Raw genomic sequence first — 23,309 nt, 5'->3', positions numbered from 1 at the left:
TTATGAAGTCTGACGAAAAAATAAAATTAGGAATTAGCATTGGAGATCTAAATGGTATTGGGGGCGAGATCGTTCTTAAAACCTTTGAAGATTCCCGGATGTTGGATTTCTGTACTCCTGTAATTTTTGCATCAGTTAAAACCTTGAATTTCTATAAGAAGCATTTTGACCTTTCCTTAAATTTCCAAGGAATAGATGATGCTTCCCAAGCTATAGATGGAAAAGTGAATGTTGTGAATGTCTGGAAGGAAAATGTTCTTATTAATTTTGGAGAAGAAGACCCGAAAATTGGAAAATATGCGTTTAGGTCTTTGGAAGCTGCAACTGCTGCTCTAAAAACCAATGCTATAGATGTATTGGTAACGGCACCTATAAATAAGCAAACTATTCAGTCAGATTCTTTTAAATTCCCTGGGCATACAGATTATTTGGCAAAAGAATTAAAAGGAGATAGTCTAATGCTTATGATTACCGATACCTTGAGAGTTGGTTTACTTACCGATCATGTGCCGCTAAAAGACATTACTCAGGTAATTACTCCGGAATTGATAGAAAAGAAAATATCCATCATAAAAAAAACACTGCAACAGGATTTCAGAATAGCAAAACCTAAAATTGCAGTGTTGGGTATCAATCCACACAGTGGGGATAGCGGATTAATTGGTCAGGAAGATGAAACGATTTTGAAACCAACACTTCAAAAGATCAGGGAAAAAGGAGATCTGGTATATGGGCCCTATGCTGCCGACAGTTTTTTTGGGACCAAGAGTTACCAGAATTTTGATGCAATTATTGCGTCTTATCACGATCAGGGGCTTATCCCGTTTAAAACCCTATCCTTTGGACATGGTGTAAATTATACTGCTGGATTAAACAAAGTACGAACTTCGCCCGATCATGGTACTGCATTTGAAATAGCAGGAAAGAATTGCGCAAGTATAAATTCGTTTAAAGAAGCTGTTTTTAAAGCGATTGAAATTTATAATACTAGGGCAGAGTTTACCAAACTCACCAGCAATCCCCTGAAAAAACAAGGAAAAAAGATATAAACAAAAATTTGTTTATAAAGAACCTGTAATTCATTATATTTTATATCTTTGCACCTGCCTTTCCCGAAGGGCAAGTGCTCGAAATCGATGATGTTATGAGGAAATTTGCAGAGTTTACAATCCCTTTCGTGGGATTAAAAACCGGAAAGCACGAGTTTGAATACCAAATAGGGAAAGAGTTCTTTGAGCATTTTGAATACGATGAATTTAATGACGCTAAGCTTCTGGCTAAAGTGACATTAGATAAAAAATCTACTTTTATGGAGCTTACTTTTGAAGTTTCAGGAGTAGTAAACGTAAATTGCGACCTTACCGATGAGCCTTTCGACCTTCCAATTGAAGGAGAGTTGATTTTGGTTATAAAGTTTGGTGAAGAATTCAACGACGATAATGAAGAATTGTTGATACTGCCTCATGGAGAGTATCAGGTAGATATTTCACAATATCTGTATGAGTTGATCGTATTGTCGGTTCCTTCCAAAAGGGTTCATCCTGGTGTTGAAGATGGAACACTCGAGTCTGAAATGCTCGAAAAATTAGAAGAGTTAAGCCCTAAACAGGCAGAAGAAGATATTGATGATAATGAAAACGAGGAGAATATCGACCCTCGGTGGAATAAATTAAAAAACTTATTAAACGATAAATAATACGTAGCAATGGCACATCCTAAGAGAAAGACCTCTAAAACCAGAAGAGATAAGAGAAGAACGCATTACAAGGCTTCTGTTCCACAAATTGCCAAAGATCCTACTACAGGAGAAGCGCATTTGTACCATAGAGCACATTGGCATGAAGGTAAATTATATTACCGTGGTCAAGTGTTAATTGACAACACTGAAGAAGTAGAAGCTTAATATACAGAGCTTTGCTGTTATACAAACTCTCACCTGGTGAGAGTTTTTTGTTTTAGTTGATTAAGTCCTAAAAAGGCCTTAATTTGCGCCCCCGTTCGAAGAAATTTTAGTACTTTTCTTATTTCAAATTGCTTTTACCGGGCTTTATTTGGAATATAAAATTCGATTTTTATGAATAAAATCAACGCAGCTATTACCGCTGTAGGCGCCTACGTCCCTGAGGACGTTTTAACCAACAAGATGTTGGAGAAAATGGTTGATACCAATGATGAGTGGATACTTTCACGAACAGGAATTAACGAGCGCCGAATCCTAAAGGACCCTGAAAAGGGAACTTCCTATATGGCTATTAAAGCCGCACAAGACCTTATTACTAAAGCCAATATCAACCCGGAAGAAATAGACCTTGTGCTACTGGCAACAGTAACACCCGATATGCCTGTGGCTGCAACAGCTGTTTATGTAGCAACAGAAATAGGTGCTGTAAACGCGTTTGGTTACGATTTGCAGGCCGCATGTTCCGGTTTTCTTTATGGAATGTCTACCGCCAGCGCTTATATTGAATCTGGTAGATACAAAAAAGTGTTGTTAATAGGAGCCGATAAGATGTCTTCTATTATAGACTATTCTGATAGAACTACCTGTATCATCTTTGGAGATGGTGCCGGTGCAGTACTATTTGAACCTAATAATGAAGGGCTTGGCTTCCAAAATGAACTTTTAAGAAGTGATGGAATTGGAAGACATTCTTTAAAGATTGAAGCCGGTGGTTCGCTTATGCCGCCTTCTGAAGAAACTGTTACTAACAAACGTCATTATGTACAGCAAGACGGGAAGACCGTTTTTAAATTCGCTGTTTCCAACATGGCCGATGTAAGTGAACAGATAATGAAGAAAAACGATCTTACCAACAACGATGTCAATTGGCTTGTAGCTCATCAGGCAAATAAAAGAATCGTTAGCGCAACAGCTAATAGAATGAATCTGGAAGAAGAAAAGGTACTCATGAATATCCATCGCTATGGAAATACCACTTCTGCTACACTTCCCCTATTGCTAAGCGATTACGAAAAACAACTTAAAAAAGGAGATAATATTATTTTCGCCACTTTTGGAGGAGGATTCACTTGGGGATCTATCTATCTTAAATGGGCTTATAATTCTTAATAAACTAACACCCTAATATTATGGATTTAAAAGAAATTCAGAATTTAATCAAGTTTGTAGCTAAGTCTGGTGCCAGTGAGGTTAAACTTGAAATGGACGACATAAAGATTACTATTAAGACAGGATCTGAAGATAAGGAGACTACGTATGTACAGCACATCCCTATGGGAGGTCAGATGCAACAGCAATTACCTGCCGTCCCACAACAAGCTCCAACACCTGCAGCAGAGGCTCCAGCTAATGAAAGCGCAGCACCTGCCGAAGACAATTCGAAATATATTACGGTTAAATCGCCTATCATTGGAACATTATACCGTAAACCATCTCCAGATAAACCTGTATTTGTTGAGGTTGGAGATACTATTAAAGAAGGAGATGTACTTTGTATCATTGAAGCGATGAAGTTGTTCAATGAAATAGAAAGTGAAGTATCCGGAAAGATAGTTAAAGTATTGGTAGACGATTCTTCTCCGGTAGAATTCGATCAGCCATTATTTTTGGTAGATCCATCTTAACTGAACATTTCTTCTAGAAATTAATTTTACTGTTTCAGTAAAAAATATAAAGGTATGTTTAAAAAAATATTAATTGCCAATAGAGGGGAAATCGCTTTGCGCGTTATAAGAACGTGTCGAGAAATGGGAATTAAAACCGTTGCGGTTTATTCTACTGCCGATGCCGAAAGCCTTCATGTAAGGTTTGCTGATGAAGCTGTATGTATTGGTCCAGCCCCTAGTAATTTATCATATTTAAAGATCTCAAATATTATAGCAGCAGCTGAAATAACGAATGCTGATGCTATTCACCCTGGATATGGATTCCTTGCAGAAAATTCTAAATTTTCAAAAATTTGTCAGGAACACAATATCAAATTCATTGGGGCAAGCCCGAGCATGATCGATAAAATGGGAGATAAAGCCTCTGCCAGAGCTACTATGATAGCTGCAGGAGTGCCGTGTATTCCGGGATCAGAGGGGATATTAAAAGATTATAAAGAATGTCTTCAGGTGGCTAAAGACATGGGATTCCCCGTTATGCTTAAAGCTACCGCCGGTGGTGGAGGTAAAGGGATGCGTGCTGTAATGAAAGAAGACCAGTTGCAAGCAGCATGGGATTCTGCCCGTCAGGAAGCAGCAGCAGCTTTTGGAAACGATGGAATGTATATGGAGAAGCTTATTTTAGAGCCTCGCCATATCGAGATCCAGGTAGTTGGAGATAGTACCGGGAAAGCCTGTCATCTTTCAGAAAGAGATTGCTCTATTCAAAGAAGACATCAAAAACTTACCGAAGAAACTCCTTCTCCGTTCATGACCGACAAGCTTCGTAAAGAAATGGGAGATGCGGCTGTAAAAGCGGCAGAATTCATAAAATATGAAGGAGCAGGGACTGTAGAATTTTTGGTAGATAAACATCGTAATTTCTACTTCATGGAAATGAATACTCGTATCCAGGTAGAACATCCAATTACAGAGCAAGTTATAGATTACGATCTAATTCGAGAGCAAATTTTAGTTGCGGCTGGAATTCCGCTTTCAGGGAAGAATTATTTCCCAAAACTGCACTCTATTGAATGTAGAATTAATGCAGAAGATCCTTATAACGGATTTAGACCATCCCCAGGGAAGATCACCAACTTGCATGCTCCCGGTGGACACGGAGTTAGAATAGATACTCACGTTTATAGCGGATATTCTATTCCTCCAAATTACGATTCTATGATCGCCAAACTAATTACTACTGCTCAAACCAGAGAAGAAGCAATTAGCAAAATGAGACGTGCCTTAGACGAGTTTGTAATAGAAGGTGTGAAAACTACTATTCCTTTCCACAGGCAGCTAATGGATCATCCAGATTATATAGATGGTAATTACACCACTAAATTCATGGAAAGTTGGGAAATGAATCCCATTGTAGAAGAATAAAACTAAAACCCTCGAGCGATCGGGGGTTTGCTTTTTTTGGGCGTTACCATGCTATAAAAATAGCGAGGTCGGGCTATGCGCTTTTAGTTTTTGGGAGAAAATCCCCAAAAAGCTAACCGCTGCTAACCCTAACGCAAATCTGGGTTAGAAATGATAGCAATCATCTTCTCAAAAAGTTTATGTAATTTTCAATATCTAAAAAAAATACATGAACCTTTCTTATTGGGAATATCAAACCTGGTTGTCAAATATAGACTTTACCATTGTAGGAAGTGGTATAGTGGGTTTAAACACCGCTTTACATCTTAAATCCCGTTTTCCTAAAGCCAAGATCCTTGTTCTGGAAAGAGGCTTCTTACCTAACGGAGCAAGTACTAAAAATGCCGGTTTCGCCTGTTTTGGAAGCCTATCAGAAATTGTAGACGATCTTAATTCTCATACCCCGTCAGAAGTAGTAGAACTTATTCAGAAAAAGCTTGACGGCCTACAACTTCTGCGACAGAATTTAGGAGATGATGACATAGATTATAAACATTGGGGAGGTTACGAAGTTTTTTTACCGCAAGATGAGGTATTATTCTCAAATTGTCTGTCTAAAATGCAAGAGGTAAATAAGCTATTATTTCCTATTTTTAAGGAGAAGGCTTTTAGTGAAGTGGCTAATACGTTTGGTTTTAAGAATATAAATCAAAACTTGTTGTACAACAAATATGAAGGGCAGATAAATACCGGGAAAATGATGGAGGCATTGCTTTATAAGGTACAGCGGGCCGGGGTCAAGATTTTAAACACTATTAATGTAGAGGAATTCACAGAGAAAAATGGAGAGGTGGAAGTAAAGACAGAGCAATTTCAGTTCACCACAAAAAAATTACTGATTGCCACCAACGGCTTTGCTGCAAAACTGGGAATATCAGAAGTAAAACCTGCGAGAGCACAAGTATTAATAACTACGCCTATTAAAGATCTTCCAATAAAAGGTACTTTTCATCTTGATAAAGGTTATTATTATTTCCGAAATATCGACAATCGTGTTTTATTTGGTGGCGGGCGTAACCTGGATTTTAAGACTGAAGAAACCACTGTCATGGAGCAAACAGCAGTTATTCAAAATAAACTGGAAGAATTGCTTAAAAATACCATCCTCCCAGACCAGGATTTCGAAATTGCACACAGGTGGAGTGGTGTAATGGGAGTTGGTGCACAAAAGAAACCTATTCTCAAGCAGCTTTCAGAAAATGTGTATTGTGGAGTTAGACTGGGGGGAATGGGGGTTGCCATAGGAAGCTTAGTAGGAAAAGAGCTGGCAGATCTTATTTAAAAAATCTATCACCCCGCAGCTTAAAACTTCAGATATTAATTATACTATTGCAAGCTTTTAAAAATAAAACCATGAGAAGAATATTACGGTTTTTTATGAAATTGATATTGTGGTTTTTTGCCCTATCTATCTTCTTGGTGGTGGTCTTTAAATGGGTGCCCGTGCCATTCACACCTTTAATGGCGATTCGCTATTTTGAAAATCCAGAGGAGCCCATTCACCATGATTGGGTGCCTATGGAAGAGATTTCAAAGCATTTACAAATGGCAGTGATAGCGAGTGAGGATCAGAATTTTTTAGAGCATTCGGGCTTTGATATGAAAGCTATTGAAAAAGCTATAGAAAATAATAAGAAGGGAAAACGAGTGCGAGGGGCTAGTACTATCTCACAGCAAACGGCCAAAAATGTCTTTTTGTGGCCTCAACGTACCTGGCTTAGAAAAGGTTTAGAAGTATATTTTACGTTTTTAATAGAAGTTATCTGGGGCAAGGAGCGTATTCTCGAGGTGTATTTGAACAGTATTGAGATGGGGAAAGGTATTTACGGAGCCGAGGCAGCATCTCAGGCCTGGTTTAGAAAGCCGGCTTCAAAACTATCGGCCTATGAGTCGGCAGCAATTGCCGCTATTTTACCCAATCCGCGAGTATATCGCGCAAATCCTGCCAGTAGTTATATTCAGGGCAGAAAATCATGGATCGTTCGACAGATGCAGAATATAGGTACCTTTAGTTTTAAATAAAAATTTCATCTCTTGAACACCAGATTCCTGCTATTAGATTCTTGTAAAGAATACGTTGATTCCAGAATTGAGAGGATCACTGTTGCTGTTAACGATTTGCAACTGGCTCTAGAAAATGATACGAAAAGCAGTGCCGGGGATAAGTATGAAACCGGGAGGGAGATGATCAATTTAGAGTTCAATAAACTTTCTGCTCAACTTCAGAATTTTAGAAAGCTGAAGGAGACCTTACATAGAGTGGAAAATAGTTCTAATTCTACTACTATTCAGCTGGGAAGTGTAGTAAAGACTACGGGTGCAAATTATTTTATATCCATCCCTGCTGGGGAACTTACGTGTGAAGATGGAAAATATTACGCTATAGGTGCTAATTCTCCTATTGCCCAGATCTTGCTTGGAAAAGCTGAGGCAGATAACTTCAGTTTTAACGGGAAGACTTTCATTATTAAAGAAGTTAATTAGAGTTACTTTTTCTTTAATCGAGAAAGTATCAGTTGTTTTGGGATCTCCACAAATACGGTTTCAGTCTTTTTTAAATCGGTTTTATGTTCAAATAATATTTCTGTTCCTTTCAAATCAGCTTTTATCAGAAACTCTTTCCCTGTAAAGAAAGACTGCAACACTTTCACGCTTATTTCGGAGTTTTCTACCGCATTTATTTCATGCGGATAGAGCAATACGCGTTTTTTGCTTTTTTCACCTTCTATCAGCTTATTAATGGTGATCTCGTTAATGTCCCCAAACAAGGATGCAACGTATTTGTTTGGTGGCATAGTATAAATATCTTTTGGCTTGCCCTGAGCATGAATTTTGCCATTTTTCATAATAATACTCTTGTCGGCAAAAGAAAGCGCATCGGTACTGTCGTGGGTAGCTGTAATGCAGGTAATATTCTGTTCTTTCAAATATTTATATACCCGTCTTCTTAAATTATTCTTTCGAAAATGATCGATATGACTGAAAGGTTCATCCAAAAGAAGCAACTCCGGTTGTTTAGCCAGAGCACGAGCCAGCGCAACCCTTTGCTGCTGTCCGCCGCTTAAATTCTTTGCCTTAACACCAGCAAGATCGTGCATTTCTACTACTTCCAATAATTCCTGAATGCGCTGTTTCTTTTTCTTTGGATACATATTGCTTAGGTATTTTCCCACATTATCTGCCACACTTAAAGGCGGCATTAGGTCGAAATCCTGAGCCAAGTATTTAATAAAATCTTCTCCCGGTACCAAATTGAAATTCGGCCCCAGTAATTCAATGTCATTCCAATAAATTCGCCCATCGGTATGATGCAGACCGTAAATAAGTTGTAATAAAGTGCTTTTTCCACAGCCACTTGCTCCAATAAGCGAGACGTGTTCACCTTTGTTAACCTGAAAGGAAATGTTTTGCAGTACCGGTGAGGTGTGGTATGAAAAATCTATATTTTTTACTTGTAACATGCAGCTATTTTGAAATTATAAAGCCTCTAAACATATAGCTTAGAGGCTCTATAAAGTATTGAAATAATTTTTAACCTTTTACTTTTTCGCTTACTTTTTCTGGTAATACATCATAGCCCATATTATATAAGGTAAACGCAAAGATATCAGCGTATTCTTCGATGATCATAGCAGTAGGTTTACCCGCGCCATGTCCCGCTTTTGTCTCAATTCTGATCATAACCGGATTCGTACCGGCTTGTTTTTCCTGAAGTTCTGCAGTGAATTTAAAAGAATGAGCAGGCACCACTCTATCGTCATGATCTCCAGTGGTAACTAAGGTTGCTGGATATTTTACGTCTTCTTTTACATTTTGAACGGGTGAATAGCCATATAGATAATCGAACATTTCCTTGCTGTCTTCAGAAGTTCCATAATCGTAAGCCCATCCTGCTCCTGCGGTAAAAGTGTGATATCTAAGCATATCCATAACTCCTACTGCGGGTAGAGCGACTTTCATTAATTCAGGACGCTGGGTCATGGTTGCTCCTACTAAAAGTCCGCCGTTAGATCCCCCTCGAATTGCAAGGTAATCGCTGGAAGTATATTTGTCTTTGATCAAAAATTCAGCTGCAGCAATAAAATCGTCAAAGACATTCTGCTTCTTCATTTTTATTCCTGCATCATGCCATTCTTTTCCGTATTCTCCACCACCACGCAAATTTGGAACGGCATATACACCACCTTGCTCCATCCAGACAGCATTCGCTATACTGAAGGACGGAGTTAAAGAAATATTGAAACCTCCATACCCGTAAAGGATAGTTGGATTCTTACCATTCAATTTTAAACCTTTTTTGTGGGTAATAATCATTGGTACCTTTGTTCCATCTTTAGAAGTATAGAATACCTGCTTGCTCTCGTAATCTTCCGGATTAAAGTCGATAGCAGGCTTGTTGTATAATTCTGAAGTTCCTTTGGCGATATCATATTTATAGATGCTACCCGGCGTTACATAATTTGTAAAAGAATAATAAAGCACTTTTTCTTCTTTCTTTGCGCCAAAACCACCTACAGATCCAACTCCAGGTAATTCTACTTCACGAATCAGTTTCCCATTATAGTCGTATTGTTTCACTTTTGAAACCGCATCTACCATATATTCAGTAAAAAATGATCCTCCTGCAGTGGAAGGGCTTAATACATGTTCTGTTTCAGGAATAAAATCTTTCCAATTTTCCGGCGTTGGATTAGACGCATCTACAGTAACAATCTTTTTATTTGGCGCATCCATATTGGTAACTATATAGAGCTTGCTGCCATCATTTTCAATTACATAAGAATCGGTGTCTTCATGATCAAGAATGGTCACCAGTTTAGGATTGGGTTTAGTAAGATCCATCATGAACAGCTTTCCTCCTGAGGTTGAATTTCTTGCGGAAATGAATAGGTAATGATTGTCTTCAGTGACGCCACCACCCACATAACGGTGTTTTTGGGCTTCAGTTCCCCCAAAGATCAGCTTATCTTCACTTTGTTTTGTTCCCAGTTTATGGTAAAAAAGTCGGTGTTGATCTGTTTTTGCTGAAAGTTCACTTCCTTTGGGTTTTTCATAACTTGAATAATAGAAACCATCATTCTCTTTCCATGAAATCCCACTGAACTTTACGTCGACAATGGTATCTTCAATCACCTCTTTGGTTTCAGCATTAAGAACGATCACTTTTCTCCAATCGCTTCCACCTTCAGAAATACTGTAAGCCGCTAGTTTACCATCTTCAGAAAAACTTAAGCCACTTAAAGAGGTGGTTCCATCTTTACTAAATTTATTAGGGTCAAGAAAAACTTCTGCTTCTGCGTCTTCACCCTTTTTACGATATACTACATATTGGTCCTGAAGTCCGTCATTCTTATAGAAATAGATATAATCTCCTTCAGTATATGGCGCACCTAATTTCTCATAGTTCCAAAGTTTTGTAAGTCGGTCGTTAAGCTCTTTTCTGTAAGGAATCTTTTTCAGATAGTCGAAAGTGACCTCATTTTGAGATTTCACCCAATTTTCAGTCTCTTCACTTCTATCATCTTCCAGCCAACGATAAGGGTCTTTCACTTGGGTTCCAAAATAATCGGTAACCGTATCTACTTTTTTGGTTTCAGGATATTCGAATGCCAATTCTTCTTTTTCTTTTTTGGAATCTTGTCCGCAGGAAAGCATACTTGCGGCTATAAAGCTTCCTATTAATATTTTTTTCATAAATGTATATGGCTTTAGTGATACATATTAGTATCAGAAATTACTTGTAAGTTACATTTATTCAGGTACTTCCCTGTGAAATGAACTTATACCAATTTATTCTCTACCAGATATTCAGCAATTTGAACAGCGTTGGTAGCAGCTCCTTTTCGAAGATTATCTGCCACTATCCACATATTTAAGGTGTTTGGCTGAGAGTAATCTCTTCTTATTCTACCAACAAATACATCGTCTTTTCCTTCTGCATAAATTGGCATAGGATAGCTGTTTACATCAGGATTATCCTGTACGGTCACTCCCGGAAACTCACTTAGCAATTTGCGAACATCACTTTCCTCGAAATCCTTATTAAATTCGATATTCACAGATTCGCTATGCCCGCCAACCACAGGAATTCGAATAGCGGTAGCCGAAACATTTATAGTTTCATCTCCTAGTATTTTCTTAGTTTCATTAACCAATTTCATCTCTTCCTTGGTGTAGCCGTTGTCCATAAAAACGTCGCAGTGCGGAATGGCATTTCGGTGAATTGGATAAGGATAAGCCATTTCTCCTTTTTCAGCCTTATATTCATTTTCCAGCTGAGCCACCGCTTTTACACCGGTTCCGGTGATAGATTGGTATGTAGAGACCACCACTCGTTTAATTCCGTAGGCATCATGCAAAGGTTTAAGCGCCATAAGCATTTGGATGGTGGAGCAGTTAGGATTGGCAATAATCTTATCGGTTTGTGTAAGTTCTGCCGCATTAATTTCAGGGATCACCAGTTTTTTAGTGGCATCCATTCTCCATGCTGAAGAATTATCTACCACGGTAGTACCAACTTCTGCAAATTTAGGAGCCCATTCTAAGGAAGTGTCTCCTCCTGCAGAGAATAAAGCAAGATCAGGCTTCAAATTTACTGCATCCTGAAGTGCTATTACTTTATATGATTTATCTTTAAATGAGATGGTATTACCAACAGATTTTTGAGAAGCTACAGGATACAATTCTGTAACGGGAAAATTTCTTTCTTCTAATACTTTTAAAATTACTTGGCCTACCATACCTGTAGCGCCTACTACTGCTATTTTCATAAAAACACTTATTTCACTCTTATTTGAGAGGGTTTGTCTAATTAAAGTTTAATCTACTTAAAATCCTTGAGTTACAAATGTATTATAGAAACAATAAAATCAAGCGGTTGAAGAAATTATTTTAACCTTGATATTTGAAATTGAACACAATTGTAATTTTTGTAAAAAAAGAACCCCGTCTTTAAGACGGGGTTTAGGATTGAAATATGTAAATGTAGCGGTGCGCTAACGTTTATTTTAAAATATACAGCTCTTTAAAATGTTGACTTCTACAGGCCGGGTTAATTAGTTTCCAACGATCTTTTTTTGAAATTATATTCTTTTCTACCAGTCTGCTTCCATCAATAAATGGCCTATATAAAAAAGAATAGGAAAGCAGTAATATAACAAAATAGGTAGATGAAATTAGTTCAAGTCGCAATAGGGAAACTAGAAGCCCTAATGGCAATAAGATAGCAACGTAAAAACTGTAAATATTCTTCATATACAATATGTTTTAAGGATTTTGCTTTTTAAGCTCATCTCTAATTTCCATCAATAATTCTTCCTGAGTAGGACCTGCTGGTGCGGCCGGAGCTTCCTCCTCTTTTTTCTTAGTTTTTTCATAAGAACGAAGTAATATGAAGATGAAAAGTCCTACAATTATAAAATAGATGATTGCCTGAATTACATTTCCATAAGTAATAATTGCAGCTTCCGCTTCTTGTGCTGCTTCTAGGGTTGGGTATGACTGCCCATCCAGGGAAATGAATTTTTGAGAAAAATCGGTGCCTCCTGTTAAAACACCAATAATAGGCATAATAATATCTGCAACCACAGAAGAAACAATTTTGTTAAAGGCTGCGCCAATTACTACCGCAGTAGCAAGAGCGACGATATCACCCTTCATTAAAAATGATTTGAAGTCTTTAAAGAATCCCATAATAATTAAATTAATTAGTTAGTACTGGCGAATTTACATAAAAATGTTAATGAAATCATAAAATTATTAAAAAATTACTTTTCAATCACCACTCTTTTAACACGTTGCGAGATTCCGGTAATTAGTTCATAAGAGATTGTATTTCCTTTTTCAGCAAATTTTGTGGCTGGTTGCGGCCCTCCGAAAATTATAACTTCATCACCTTCGTTACAATCAATTCCTGTAATATCTATCATGATCATATCCATGCACACATTACCAATTATAGGTGCGTATTGGCCATCAATATATACCCCGGCTCTCTGATTGCCATATTTTCGGTTAATACCATCGGCATGGCCTATAGGCAGAGTGGCCATTCGCATATTGCCTGTGGCGGTAAAAGCACGGTTATACCCTACCGATTCGCCTTCAGATAATTCATGGATTTGTGAAATAATGGTCTTTAAGGTTGCAATGGGTTTTAAGAAGGGATCATTTTTTTGGTCGTTTGCAAAACCGTAAAGCCCTATTCCGCTTCTAACCATATCAAATGCAGCCTCCGGATAATTAAATATTCCAGCGGTATTACTTAAATGTAGTAAAGGTTTATAGCCTAGGTTTTCAATGATCTGAAAGGACATCTTCCTGAATTTTCCAATTTGCTGAAGAGTGAATTGACGTTCTTTCCAATCTTCACTTGCTGCAAGGTGAGAGAAAACTCCTTTTAGTTTCACGGCCTCCGTATTTTTAAGGACTTCAAATATTGTTTCTAATTCCGGTTCTATAAAGCCCAATCGGTTTAGCCCTGTGTTCAGTTTTAGATGGAAAGGGTAGTCTTTCAAACCCAATTTTTCGGCAGTTTTTATAAATTCCTTTAAAACAAAAACACTATAAATACTCGGCTCTAGGCAGTTCTCTACAATGCTTTCAAAATTGACGGATTGCGGATGCAGTACCAGAATAGGTTTCTCTATCCCGGCTTCTCTCAAGGCAATACCTTCCGAAGTGTAGGCAACAGCAAAAGCATCTATTCCCAGCTCACTTAATTTTTTTGAAATGGTAACAGCTTCTCCGCCATAGGCATAAGCTTTTACAACCCCCATCATTTTTATGTCCGTATCTAATTTAGACCTTAAATAATGATAGTTATGGGCTAAGGCTTCTAAATTAATTTCTAGAAGGGTTTCGTGGGCTATGGGCATTAATCGTTTAGTTTAGGATCAACAGTTTCAGCATCATTTACAGGGTAATATTTCACACGTTCTTTAAGCATGGCTTTATAATATGCAGCCCTGCTAAGAGGTTCGTATTCTTCGGTTTCTCCTAAAAAAACCAGATCGTCATTTACAGCTTTTCTGTAGCTGAATTGTGCTAGGTTACCTGTTCTAGTGCAAACTGCATGTACCTTAGTAACATACTCGGCTGTAGCCATTAAATTAGGCATCGGTCCAAAGGGATTTCCTTTAAAATCCATATCCAATCCGGCCACGATAACTCGAATTCCTCTATTTGCAAGATCGTTACAAACCGTAACGATCTCATCATCAAAAAACTGGGCTTCATCTATTCCTACTACATCACAACCATCTGCTAATAAGCGAATATTTGAGGCAGAAGGTACGGGAGTCGATCTAATTTCATTGGAATCGTGCGACACTACCATCTCTTCATGGTAGCGTTTATCTATGGCGGGTTTAAAGATCTCCACCTTTTGTTTTGCAAATTTAGCGCGCTTGAGTCGGCGGATAAGTTCTTCGGTTTTTCCGGAGAACATCGATCCACATATTACTTCAATCCAACCAAATTGCTCTTTGTGATTTACTGTATTTTCGAGAAACATTTTGTAATTTTCAATGCAGAAAAGGAAATATCCCTATTCCGCATAAAGTTGACACAAATTTATTAAAAATACAACCCGCTATGAGTGCAGGTTCTTTAAATTTGTGAACCAAGTGTAAAGAATTATAAAGTCCGGCTCTCCGGGAATGGTAAAATTTTTGCAATGATACCGGTAGCCTATCTCTTAAACCTAAATACCACCCGAGATGAAAAATAAATTGAATGCAGAATTAAAAAAACTGGCAAATAAAATACTTTTAGATACCGAAGGAAATTCATTGAGCAGTCTTAAGGAACAAGCAAGAGAACTTTATGAGAAACTTACTGTATTAGCTTTTACTGAAGAAAATTTAGCAGCATTTTCCACACCTGCTTCTAAAGTGGAGAATAAAGTTGAAAGAGTGGAGGAGAAGCAAAAAGAAGTGCCGGTACCGATTGTAGCCGAAGCTCCTAAACAGGAAGAAGTAGATATGGATGAACAGGCTAAACAAGCTTCCCAGCCAGTAGTGGAAGAAAAAGATGAATATCTTCCCGATGGCACCGAATACAATGAAACAGAGATCACCGAACCTAATACAGAGAAAATAAAGGATATAGTTGCCCAAATGCCACCTGAAACAGAGAAGGTAGATGCTATGGTAGATACCATCTTCTCTAGAAATGGAGAGATGAAGTTTCCTGAAAATCCATCTGATTATAAAAAGAACGATTTTAGAGATATTGGGGTGGATTATGATAATTTACCCAATTTTGAACCACTTAAAAAGCAGGAAAAGGAGAAGCCAAAATCTTTAAACGACCGATTAAAAAAAGGAATCAATATAGGTTTGAATGATAGACTGGCTTTTATTAAACATCTTTTCGACGGTAATACGGGGGATTACAATAGAGTTGTTTCTCAGTTAAACACTTTCCATTCCTTAGAAGAAGCCAATAAGTTTATTCACTTAGTGGTGAAACCTGATTACAAGAACTGGATGGGAAAAGAGGAATATGAGCAGCGTTTTATGGAGCTGGTAGAAAATAAGTTCGATCGCTAAAATATTGCATAAAAGATAATTAATGGCAAAATTATATTTGGTTCCTACTCCTATAGGTAATTTAGAAGATATCACTTTACGAGCAATTCGGGTTTTGAAGGAAGTAGATTTTATATTAGCGGAAGACACTCGAAATAGCGGGAAGCTTTTAAAGCATTTTGAGATCACCACTCCCATGTTAAGCCATCATATGCACAACGAGCATAAAACGGTGGAAAACATTGTAAGACGTATTCAGAATGGGGAAACCTTCGCCCTTATAAGCGATGCAGGGACTCCTGCAATCAGCGACCCCGGATTTTTACTTACACGAGCCTGCGTAGAAGCAGGCGTTGATGTAGATTGTCTGCCTGGCGCCACGGCCTTTGTTCCCGCTTTAGTGAACAGCGGGTTTCCAAACGATAAATTTGTTTTTGAAGGCTTCCTTCCTGTGAAAAAGGGAAGACAAACCCGCCTGAAGTTGTTGGCGGAAGAAACCCGAACAATCATTTTTTATGAATCCCCCCATAAGCTTTTAAAATCCTTAGGTCAGTTTATTGAATATTTTGGAGCAGACAGGCAAATTTCTGTCTCCCGAGAAATCACTAAAATGCATGAAGAAACCATACGAGGAACCGTAGCAGAAGTCTTAGAGTACTACACTAAAAATCCTCCCAGAGGGGAGATTGTAGTAGTAGTGAGCGGTAAAAAATAAGCATTTTCAGCCTAATAAAATAATAAGAGGAAGTTGGACGATGGTTCGAATTTCCTCTTTTCATTTTTCGTGAATTCAGCTGCTAAAAAGTGGCTAATTAAAATAGGAGGAAGGTTTAATTATATTAAATTTGAGATCTGTTTTTTCCGGAATTACAGTCATCTTCATTTAAACTTTACAGAACTATGCGGTGGACGCTTAAACCTAAACCCGATTCCCTTACCGTGGCTAAATTAGCTTCTGATCTGGGAGTTGAAACCCCAATTGCATCACTTTTGGTACAGCGAGGAATAGAGACCTTTGAGGAAGCAAAAAAGTTCTTTCGTCCCTCATTAGACGACTTGCACGATCCATTTCTTATGAAGGATATGGAAGCTGCAGTGAACAGAATAGCCTTAGCTGTGGAGCGCGAGGAGAATATTATGGTTTATGGCGATTATGATGTAGATGGTACCACGAGCGTAGCTTTAATGTCTTCTTTCTTGAAGAGTTTCTACCCTAATGTTGCCACTTATATCCCGGACAGGTATGATGAAGGTTATGGAGTTTCTTATAAAGGGATCGATTTTGCAGCCGATAACGATATCAGCCTCATCATTGCTTTAGATTGTGGAATAAAGGCTATTGAAAAAGTGGCGTATGCCTCAAGCAAAAATGTAGATTTCATTATTTGTGATCATCACCGCCCAGGAGCAGAAATACCCAATGCTGTTGCGGTGTTGGATCCTAAAAGAGAAGACTGTGAGTATCCTTATAAAGAACTGTGCGGTTGCGGGGTAGGTTTTAAATTATTACAGGCTTGGGTTCAAAAGAATGGAGACCCTATAGATATTTTACTGCCTTACTTAGATCTTGTGGCTACAGCAATTGGTGCAGATATTGTGCCTATAACCGGGGAGAATAGAATTTTAGCATATCACGGGCTGCATGTTATTAACACGGCTCCACGAACAGGTTTCAAGGCTATTCTGGAGCAGGTAAAGAAAGAGATACTTACCATTACCGATGTGGTGTTTATAATAGCTCCAAGGATAAATGCTGCAGGGAGAATGAAGCATGGGTTACATGCGGTAAATCTTTTAGTGGAAGATAATGAAGAGACCGCCAAACTCTTCGCTTCTGAAATTGAGATTTTCAATTCTGATAGGAGGAATGCTGATAAGGCTATTACAGTGGAGGCACTTTCTCAAATAGAAATCCTAAAGGAGCAAGAACGTTTTACTACCGTTGTATATCAGGAAGATTGGCATAAAGGGGTTATAGGCATCGTGGCTTCCCGATTAACTGAAACTTACTATAGACCCACCTTGGTGTTTACCAAAAGCGGAGAGAAGTTGGCAGCTTCGGCAAGATCGGTAAAAGGCTTTGATGTATATGATGCTTTGGAGGCCTGCAAAGAACATATCGAGCAATTTGGCGGACATAAATATGCTGCCGGACTCACGCTGGCGGAAACTCAATATGAAGATTTTAAACGCAAGTTTGAAGAGGTGGTCTCAGGTAGTATTGATAAAAACCTTTTAACCCCCGAGATATTGATAGATGCCGAGATAGAATTGGAAGATATCACACCCAAGTTTCACAGGATTTTAAAGCAATTTGCCCCACATGGCCCCGGAAATATGTCTCCTTCCTTTCTTACCCAAAATTTGAAAGATACCGGCTACGCAAAATGTGTTGGAGCAGAAGCCGATCATTTAAAATGCCGATTACAACAAGGGAATTCAGATTTTGCCATAAATGCAATTGGCTTTAATCTGGGACAGAAATGTGAGCTACTTGCCAACTCCCAAAGGGTAAAAGCGGTATATGCGATAGATGAAAATGAATGGCAGGGAAATGTGTCTTTACAGTTAAGACTTAAGGATATCAGCCTATAAGGATTATTTTTATTTAAGATCTAAAAAATCTTATTATTTAGATTCGTTTTAAATAATAATTTTATCTTTGAAGAAACCGATTCAAAGATGGATGATGTACAGGTAATTTACCACAATAATTTTGGAATAGCTTTTAGATGGAAAGAGAGTGTTCAAAGAAAAAATATGGGTAGGATCCAACTTGTTTTTCGGGATATGGGATTCTATTTATTAGAAGATGAGGTAAAGGATTTCTCTCGGAATATTAGCGCAGCAAAACCTAAAAAAGCCTGTTCTAAATGCAAAAACCCAGGAGAATGTAGAAGTATCTTGTTGAAATCTCCCTTACAGAAAATGGACTTTGTGGTAAGTGAAACGGAGTTAGGTGAAATAGCCGATCTTATAGAAGGAACGCTGTTTCATTTAGAATTAGACAGCTACTTGAAAGATATCAGTAAAAACTAGATCTTATATTCTTTAAGCTGCAGCTTCTCTCCGTAAAATTCCCCATAGGTATAATAATTTATCCAGTCTCCTAAATTAACATAGGTAGCGCTTCCATTCAGGTCTATTTCCAGAGGTAAGTGTCTATGGCCGAAAACAAAATAATCGAAATGTTGTGTTTCAAGTCGGCGTCTACAATATTGTATGAGCCATTCTTTCTCTTCCCCCAGAAACTTTACATCTTCCTCGCCGGAAATAGCTTTATTCTTTACCGAAAAATACTGCGCCAATGGCACACCAATATCGGGGTGTAACCAGCCATATAACCATTTTGAAAGAGGGTTGGTAAAAACCTTTTTCATTCGCTTATAACCAATATCGCCCGGCCCCAGACCATCGCCATGACCCACCAATAATTTTTTTCCATTAAATTCAAATTCCTTTGGTTCGTGGAAGACGGGAATATTTAATTCTTTTTCAAAATAGTCGTTCATCCAAAGGTCGTGGTTACCTACAAAGAAATAGATGGGAATTCCACTGTCTCTAATCTCGGCTAATTTCCCTAAAGTTCTAACAAACCCTTTTGGCACTACATGTTTGTACTCGAACCAAAAATCGAAAAGATCTCCCAATAAAAATATAGCAGCAGCATCTTGTTTTACTTCATCCAGCCATTGCACAAACTTTTTTTCACGCAATTTGCTTGCTTCCTGAGTGGGAGCTCCCAAGTGATTATCGCTTGAAAAATATATTTTTTTGCCCTGAGGAATGTTCATTACTAATTGAATTCGTTTAAAGATACTTAAAATTGAGGCTTTTTATAAAAGGAAATCTTGCGCAAGGGATGGCAGCGGCATCCCCCGATTTTTATCGGGGATATAGCGAACAGCCCGACCCGCCCGGTCTTTTCGGGTGGGTTGCGCCCTACTGGTTGTCACAGGCATACCACTCGGCAAAAGAAGTATCTGTTTCCTGAAGTTTTAAGGAATGTAACTGGATGTGTGGTGGCAAGTTCTTTTTTATCTTTTCAGAAAAATCTATCACCATGTTCTCACTGGTTGGTTGGTAATTTACCAAGATCACGTTATGATCTCTTTGCTGAAGCTCGGCAGCAAGTTCTACATGAGGTGTGTTCTTATTGAAAACGGTGGCGTGATCGAACTTATCTACGATTTCCGACTTTACAATGCGTTTAAGATCGCCAAAATCGATAACCATCCCGTATTTTACATTGGTGGTATCGGTAATAGGAGTTCCAATAACTGTTACACTAAGCTTGTAACTATGTCCGTGTACGTTCTTGCATTTCCCATCATATCCATAAAGCGCATGGCCAGTTTCAAAGGAGAATTGCTTGGTGATCCTAATTTTACTCATAACTTCATATTTGCAGCAAAGATAATAGTTTTTTATCGCCTAAATTTAAGATACAACCAAAGGCTTCCTAATGTATATTTGCAGGCTTTTTAAAATTTAAATTATGAATGAAGCTGTGGAATTGTTTGAGCAACTGGAGTTTAGGGAAAATCCGCTATACGAGAAGATCATTTCTGATCTCCTTGAAAATCAGTATTGTATTGTAGAGAATTTCTTTGACCTGGAAGAAGTGGCGCAGCTTCGCGAAAATTTGTTAGAGCAATATGAAGAAGATTGTTTTAAAAAGGCAGCTATTGGAAATAAGCTGAATGAGACCATTGAAAAGGCGGTACGCGGAGATTTTATTCTATGGATAAATGAAGCCAATGCTTTTGAGGCTGAAAAACGATTTTTTTCTAAGATCAATTCTTTTGTGGAATATTTGAATAAAACCTGTTTTTTAGGAATCCTTCAAAAGGAATTCCACTATGCCCTATATCCTGAAGGTACTTTTTACAAAAGACATCTGGACACGTTTCAGAATGATGACAGAAGGAAGCTATCCTTGGTATGTTATTTAAATGATGAAGACTGGAAGCCTGAAAATGGCGGGGAACTGGTGATCTATAAAGAAGAGCATGGAGTAGAGGTGGCAAAGACCATTTATCCATTTCCCGGGAGAGTCGTTATTTTTGAAAGTCAGTTACTGGAACATGAGGTGAAACCTGTTAAAACAACTCGACTCAGTATTACCGGCTGGTTGAAAACCCGCTAATTATTTCTTGAATTTTTTATAAAGAACTATCACTATTAGTGCAATGGCAACAAGAAGCCAGAATCCCATGCCGCTTAAAAAACTGAATATAGTATAGGTTTCCTCGCTTACGGGAACATCGTTTTGAATCATAATCAGTGGTTTTTCATATAATTTCTGGCATAGAAGAAAATGGCGAGGAGCAATAATATACCCGCTAAATACCATTTATTCTCTATTATAAACTCCCAGATAGTAAATCCCCATTCCTGTTCAGGTCTAGGTTGCTGGTCTTTTGGAATTCCAATTTGTAATGGCATAATTTATATTTTATATAACGTTTAAAAGCCTAATTCTTCTACTTCTTGAATTTAGCCAAGGCATTCTTTGTAAAGGTTGATAATACCAATTCGCCCGAAATAGCGGCTCTTTCCTGTAATAGTTCTGTCCAGTTATCGGTGCCCTCCCAAAAGATTTTTTTCATCTCTATCAGGGCTTGAGGATTATAGGAGGCTAATTTTTCGGTTAAGATCTCCACTTCTTTATCAAGTTCTTTAATAGTTTCGAATACTTTAGCATATAAGCCCTTTTCTTTTGCCCAATAGGCATTTTGCCATTCGTGAGCAGCCAGACTTAGATTGGCTAGCGCTGCTCCACCAATTTTACGTTCTACAGAAGGAGCAATAACAAAAGGACCAATTCCTATGCTTAATTCGGATAATTTAATGGAAGCAGCTTCTGTAGCCATGGCATAATCGCATGCAGCAGCTAAACCTACTCCGCCGCCCACAGTTTTTCCCTGAATTCTACCCACGATTAATTTCTTACAATTTCTCATGGCATTGATCACATTCGCAAACCCGGAAAAGAATTTTTTTCCCTCTTCCAGAGAATCAATTGCTACAAGTTCATCGAACGAGGCGCCAGCGCAAAACGCTTTTTCACCTTCCGACTTTAATACGATTACATTTACATTGTCATCTTCTGATAATTTCTGAAATTCTTTCTGAAGTCGGTCCAGTAATTCTGAAGGAAAGGAATTGCTTGCGGGATGTCCGAATTCTATAGTGGCTATTTTATTTTCGGTGTGAGTATATAAACTACCGTTCTCTCTGGTGGTGCTCATGATTGCTGAATTTATCCAAATGTAAAAGAACTGTCGCAGATTTACCAATTTAAGAGACCTTCTTCACAAATCTTTATGAAGATATTTCCGTCGGAACTGGATTACTAAAGCACTACTTCGAATAATCATCCAGACAAAGAAAGCTATCCAGATAGCATGTAGTTTTAAACCGAAGTAATCGGTAAGGAGCAGGGTAGGAACAAAGCCCAGAAAAGTCGCCCCCAATAATAAGTTTCTAAGATATTTTGCTTCGCCTAAACCTTTAAATATCCCATCGAACATAAAAGCGATGGCATTGATAGGCTGCATTAATAGCACTATCCAGAAAACAGAATAGAATAACACTAGCACACTTTGTTCTTTGTTAAAAAGCAAGCCAATTTGATTGTAAAATAAGGTGCACACAGCCATTAAAATAAGCGCAATGATAACAGAATATTTACTGATCTTTTTACTTAACTGCCACAAACTTTTATAATCTTTCGCACCTAATAATTTCCCGCCAATTGCATTTCCGGCATTTGCATAACCATCAATGAAAAATGAAAAGAACAACCATATATTCATAAGGATACTTTGTGCTGCAATATGATTTTTACCATATCCTGTGGCATAGGCATTTGCCAGATAGATGGCAAAATTTAATGCTGCAGTGCGCACAAATAGATTTGCAGCCATTAATAAGAGCCCCTTTAATCGAGGGTTGATATTGAAACTCAATTTTAAGTTGAATGGTGTTTTTTTAAAGAAAAACCAAAGAGCCATAATAAGCATTACTGCCTGTGCTGCTAAGCTGGCGTAAGCAGCCCCCTTTAAATGCATGGCGGGGATATAGCCCTCTACACCATATACCAATAAATAATCCAGACCTACATTAACCAGAGCACCTGTTAGGCTGCATTTCATGGCCCATAAGGTGTTTTGTAAACCTCTAAATACCCCAAAAATTGCAAAAGTTACCAAAGTGAGAGGGAATCCTAAGGCGCGTATTTGATAATAATCTTCAGAATACTGTAGGATTAAACCTTCTGCATTATAAGCACTAAAAATACTATGCGCAAAAAAAGCTGTGGTGGCATATATTACCAGGCTAAAAGCTAAATTAAAAAAGATAGCCTGTGGGATAAGGGTTTTTACGGCATGAAGGTGATTAGCTCCTAAATGTCTTGAAACTATTGCCGAAATAGCTGTTTTGGTTTGAGCAACTATCCAGATAATTGCAGATAGAAAAGAACCTACAATGCCAGCTGCCGCCAGTGATTCAATAGGATTTTTATCCACATTTCCTATTACTGCGATATCGGTTAATGAAATAAGCGGTTCTGCAATTCCTGCAATAATTGCGGGGATGGCTAGACGATTGATGTTTTTAAAACTGATGGAAGTTTGCACCTAAAGAATTTGGAAGTCTAAAGATAGTAATTTGACCTTATTGGCAATATTTCTGCCGAATGAGATCTTTTTAAAATAAAAAAACCACCCTAAAAAGGAT

At 38.0% G+C, this 23,309-nt stretch carries 27 protein-coding genes; 14 read left to right on the top strand and 13 right to left on the bottom strand.

Going from position 1 to position 23,309, the window contains the following annotated elements; genetic code table 11:
- Positions 1-2 precede the first annotated feature (2 nt).
- The 9 genes from pdxA (at position 3) to L1I30_RS02775 (ending at position 7,515) form a co-directional block, all read left to right on the top strand.
- On the top strand, positions 3-1,049 hold the full coding sequence (gene pdxA / locus L1I30_RS02815) for a 4-hydroxythreonine-4-phosphate dehydrogenase PdxA (protein WP_236132729.1): 1,047 nt from the start codon (positions 3-5) through the stop codon (positions 1,047-1,049).
- A gap of 95 nt (positions 1,050-1,144) precedes the next feature.
- A complete protein-coding gene (locus L1I30_RS02810) occupies positions 1,145-1,696 on the top strand; it encodes a YceD family protein (protein WP_236132728.1) in 552 nt (183 codons plus the stop codon).
- A gap of 9 nt (positions 1,697-1,705) precedes the next feature.
- Positions 1,706-1,903 carry a 50S ribosomal protein L32 gene (gene rpmF, locus L1I30_RS02805; RefSeq protein WP_139066239.1) on the top strand — a complete coding sequence of 66 codons (198 nt, stop codon included), beginning with the start codon at positions 1,706-1,708 and terminating at the stop codon, positions 1,901-1,903.
- A gap of 171 nt (positions 1,904-2,074) precedes the next feature.
- Positions 2,075-3,070, top strand: a complete 996-nt coding sequence (locus L1I30_RS02800; RefSeq protein WP_236132727.1) for a beta-ketoacyl-ACP synthase III — start codon at positions 2,075-2,077, stop codon at positions 3,068-3,070.
- A 20-nt stretch (positions 3,071-3,090) separates the two neighbouring features.
- Positions 3,091-3,585, top strand: coding sequence for an acetyl-CoA carboxylase biotin carboxyl carrier protein (gene accB, locus L1I30_RS02795; protein ID WP_236132726.1), 495 nt, complete (start codon positions 3,091-3,093; stop codon positions 3,583-3,585).
- A 54-nt stretch (positions 3,586-3,639) separates the two neighbouring features.
- On the top strand, positions 3,640-4,992 hold the full coding sequence (accC, locus tag L1I30_RS02790; RefSeq protein ID WP_236132725.1) for an acetyl-CoA carboxylase biotin carboxylase subunit: 1,353 nt from the start codon (positions 3,640-3,642) through the stop codon (positions 4,990-4,992).
- Positions 4,993-5,200: 208 nt separating this feature from the next.
- Positions 5,201-6,313: an NAD(P)/FAD-dependent oxidoreductase gene (locus L1I30_RS02785; protein ID WP_236132724.1), complete on the top strand. Its 1,113-nt coding sequence runs from the start codon at positions 5,201-5,203 to the stop codon at positions 6,311-6,313.
- A gap of 71 nt (positions 6,314-6,384) precedes the next feature.
- The gene (gene mtgA / locus L1I30_RS02780; RefSeq protein ID WP_236132723.1) at positions 6,385-7,053 is read left to right on the top strand and encodes a monofunctional biosynthetic peptidoglycan transglycosylase; all 669 of its coding nucleotides are present in this window, start codon (positions 6,385-6,387) and stop codon (positions 7,051-7,053) included.
- A 12-nt stretch (positions 7,054-7,065) separates the two neighbouring features.
- On the top strand, positions 7,066-7,515 hold the full coding sequence (locus tag L1I30_RS02775; RefSeq protein ID WP_236132722.1) for a transcription elongation factor: 450 nt from the start codon (positions 7,066-7,068) through the stop codon (positions 7,513-7,515).
- Between the two features lie 2 nt (positions 7,516-7,517).
- Here L1I30_RS02775 and L1I30_RS02770 read toward each other — a convergent pair whose 3' ends face one another.
- The 7 genes from L1I30_RS02770 to L1I30_RS02740 all read right to left on the bottom strand — a co-directional run bounded on the left by L1I30_RS02770 (position 7,518) and on the right by L1I30_RS02740 (position 14,545).
- A complete protein-coding gene (locus tag L1I30_RS02770; RefSeq protein ID WP_236132721.1) occupies positions 7,518-8,492 on the bottom strand; it encodes an ABC transporter ATP-binding protein in 975 nt (324 codons plus the stop codon).
- 70 nt (positions 8,493-8,562) lie between these two features.
- Positions 8,563-10,725, bottom strand: coding sequence for a prolyl oligopeptidase family serine peptidase (locus tag L1I30_RS02765; protein WP_236132720.1), 2,163 nt, complete (start codon positions 10,723-10,725; stop codon positions 8,563-8,565).
- Between the two features lie 86 nt (positions 10,726-10,811).
- Positions 10,812-11,801: an aspartate-semialdehyde dehydrogenase gene (locus L1I30_RS02760; RefSeq protein ID WP_236132719.1), complete on the bottom strand. Its 990-nt coding sequence runs from the start codon at positions 11,799-11,801 to the stop codon at positions 10,812-10,814.
- Between the two features lie 232 nt (positions 11,802-12,033).
- Positions 12,034-12,285, bottom strand: coding sequence for a hypothetical protein (locus L1I30_RS02755; protein WP_236132718.1), 252 nt, complete (start codon positions 12,283-12,285; stop codon positions 12,034-12,036).
- A gap of 12 nt (positions 12,286-12,297) precedes the next feature.
- Positions 12,298-12,723 (bottom strand): large-conductance mechanosensitive channel protein MscL, encoded by a 426-nt coding sequence (gene mscL / locus L1I30_RS02750; RefSeq protein WP_236132717.1) that lies wholly within the window; start codon positions 12,721-12,723, stop codon positions 12,298-12,300.
- 74 nt (positions 12,724-12,797) lie between these two features.
- A complete protein-coding gene (gene alr / locus L1I30_RS02745; protein WP_236132716.1) occupies positions 12,798-13,907 on the bottom strand; it encodes an alanine racemase in 1,110 nt (369 codons plus the stop codon).
- Entirely contained in the window at positions 13,907-14,545 is a 639-nt protein-coding gene (locus tag L1I30_RS02740; protein WP_236132715.1) for a thymidine kinase, read from the bottom strand. The genes alr and L1I30_RS02740 overlap by 1 nt, the downstream gene beginning before the upstream one ends.
- A 205-nt stretch (positions 14,546-14,750) precedes the next feature.
- On the opposite strand from L1I30_RS02740, the gene L1I30_RS02735 reads away from it, so the two are divergent.
- From L1I30_RS02735 to L1I30_RS02720, 4 genes are all read left to right on the top strand, one after another.
- Positions 14,751-15,584 (top strand): DUF8457 domain-containing protein, encoded by an 834-nt coding sequence (locus L1I30_RS02735; protein WP_236132714.1) that lies wholly within the window; start codon positions 14,751-14,753, stop codon positions 15,582-15,584.
- Between the two features lie 22 nt (positions 15,585-15,606).
- Complete coding sequence (gene rsmI / locus L1I30_RS02730) at positions 15,607-16,278, top strand: 16S rRNA (cytidine(1402)-2'-O)-methyltransferase (protein WP_236132713.1); 672 nt, start codon at positions 15,607-15,609, stop codon at positions 16,276-16,278.
- 185 nt (positions 16,279-16,463) lie between these two features.
- On the top strand, positions 16,464-18,158 hold the full coding sequence (recJ, locus tag L1I30_RS02725) for a single-stranded-DNA-specific exonuclease RecJ (protein WP_236132712.1): 1,695 nt from the start codon (positions 16,464-16,466) through the stop codon (positions 18,156-18,158).
- Between the two features lie 87 nt (positions 18,159-18,245).
- Complete coding sequence (locus L1I30_RS02720) at positions 18,246-18,602, top strand: hypothetical protein (protein ID WP_236132711.1); 357 nt, start codon at positions 18,246-18,248, stop codon at positions 18,600-18,602.
- On the opposite strand, the gene L1I30_RS02715 is transcribed toward L1I30_RS02720, so the two are convergent.
- Positions 18,599-19,357 carry a UDP-2,3-diacylglucosamine diphosphatase gene (locus L1I30_RS02715; RefSeq protein WP_236132710.1) on the bottom strand — a complete coding sequence of 253 codons (759 nt, stop codon included), beginning with the start codon at positions 19,355-19,357 and terminating at the stop codon, positions 18,599-18,601. The two genes, L1I30_RS02720 and L1I30_RS02715, sit on opposite strands and share 4 nt — an antisense overlap.
- Before the next feature lie 148 nt (positions 19,358-19,505).
- A complete protein-coding gene (locus L1I30_RS02710; protein WP_236132709.1) occupies positions 19,506-19,958 on the bottom strand; it encodes a 6-pyruvoyl trahydropterin synthase family protein in 453 nt (150 codons plus the stop codon).
- A 103-nt stretch (positions 19,959-20,061) separates the two neighbouring features.
- Between L1I30_RS02710 and L1I30_RS02705 the strand changes: the two genes are divergently transcribed.
- Positions 20,062-20,712, top strand: a complete 651-nt coding sequence (locus L1I30_RS02705) for a 2OG-Fe(II) oxygenase (RefSeq protein ID WP_236132708.1) — start codon at positions 20,062-20,064, stop codon at positions 20,710-20,712.
- Here the strand turns inward: L1I30_RS02705 and L1I30_RS14300 are convergent, their stop codons facing one another.
- From L1I30_RS14300 to L1I30_RS02690, 4 genes are all read right to left on the bottom strand, one after another.
- On the bottom strand, positions 20,713-20,844 hold the full coding sequence (locus tag L1I30_RS14300; protein WP_262911013.1) for a hypothetical protein: 132 nt from the start codon (positions 20,842-20,844) through the stop codon (positions 20,713-20,715).
- Between the two features lie 2 nt (positions 20,845-20,846).
- A complete protein-coding gene (locus L1I30_RS02700) occupies positions 20,847-21,011 on the bottom strand; it encodes a hypothetical protein (protein ID WP_236132707.1) in 165 nt (54 codons plus the stop codon).
- Between the two features lie 38 nt (positions 21,012-21,049).
- On the bottom strand, positions 21,050-21,817 hold the full coding sequence (locus L1I30_RS02695; protein WP_236132706.1) for an enoyl-CoA hydratase/isomerase family protein: 768 nt from the start codon (positions 21,815-21,817) through the stop codon (positions 21,050-21,052).
- 63 nt (positions 21,818-21,880) lie between these two features.
- The gene (locus L1I30_RS02690; RefSeq protein ID WP_236132705.1) at positions 21,881-23,209 is read right to left on the bottom strand and encodes an MATE family efflux transporter; all 1,329 of its coding nucleotides are present in this window, start codon (positions 23,207-23,209) and stop codon (positions 21,881-21,883) included.
- Between the last annotated feature and the right edge of the window lie 100 nt (positions 23,210-23,309).

Origin of the sequence: Gillisia lutea (assembly GCF_021568705.1) — a bacterium.
GTDB classification, from domain to species: Bacteria; Bacteroidota; Bacteroidia; order Flavobacteriales; family Flavobacteriaceae; genus Gillisia; species Gillisia lutea.
This window is presented reverse-complemented; position numbering and strand designations above follow the sequence as displayed.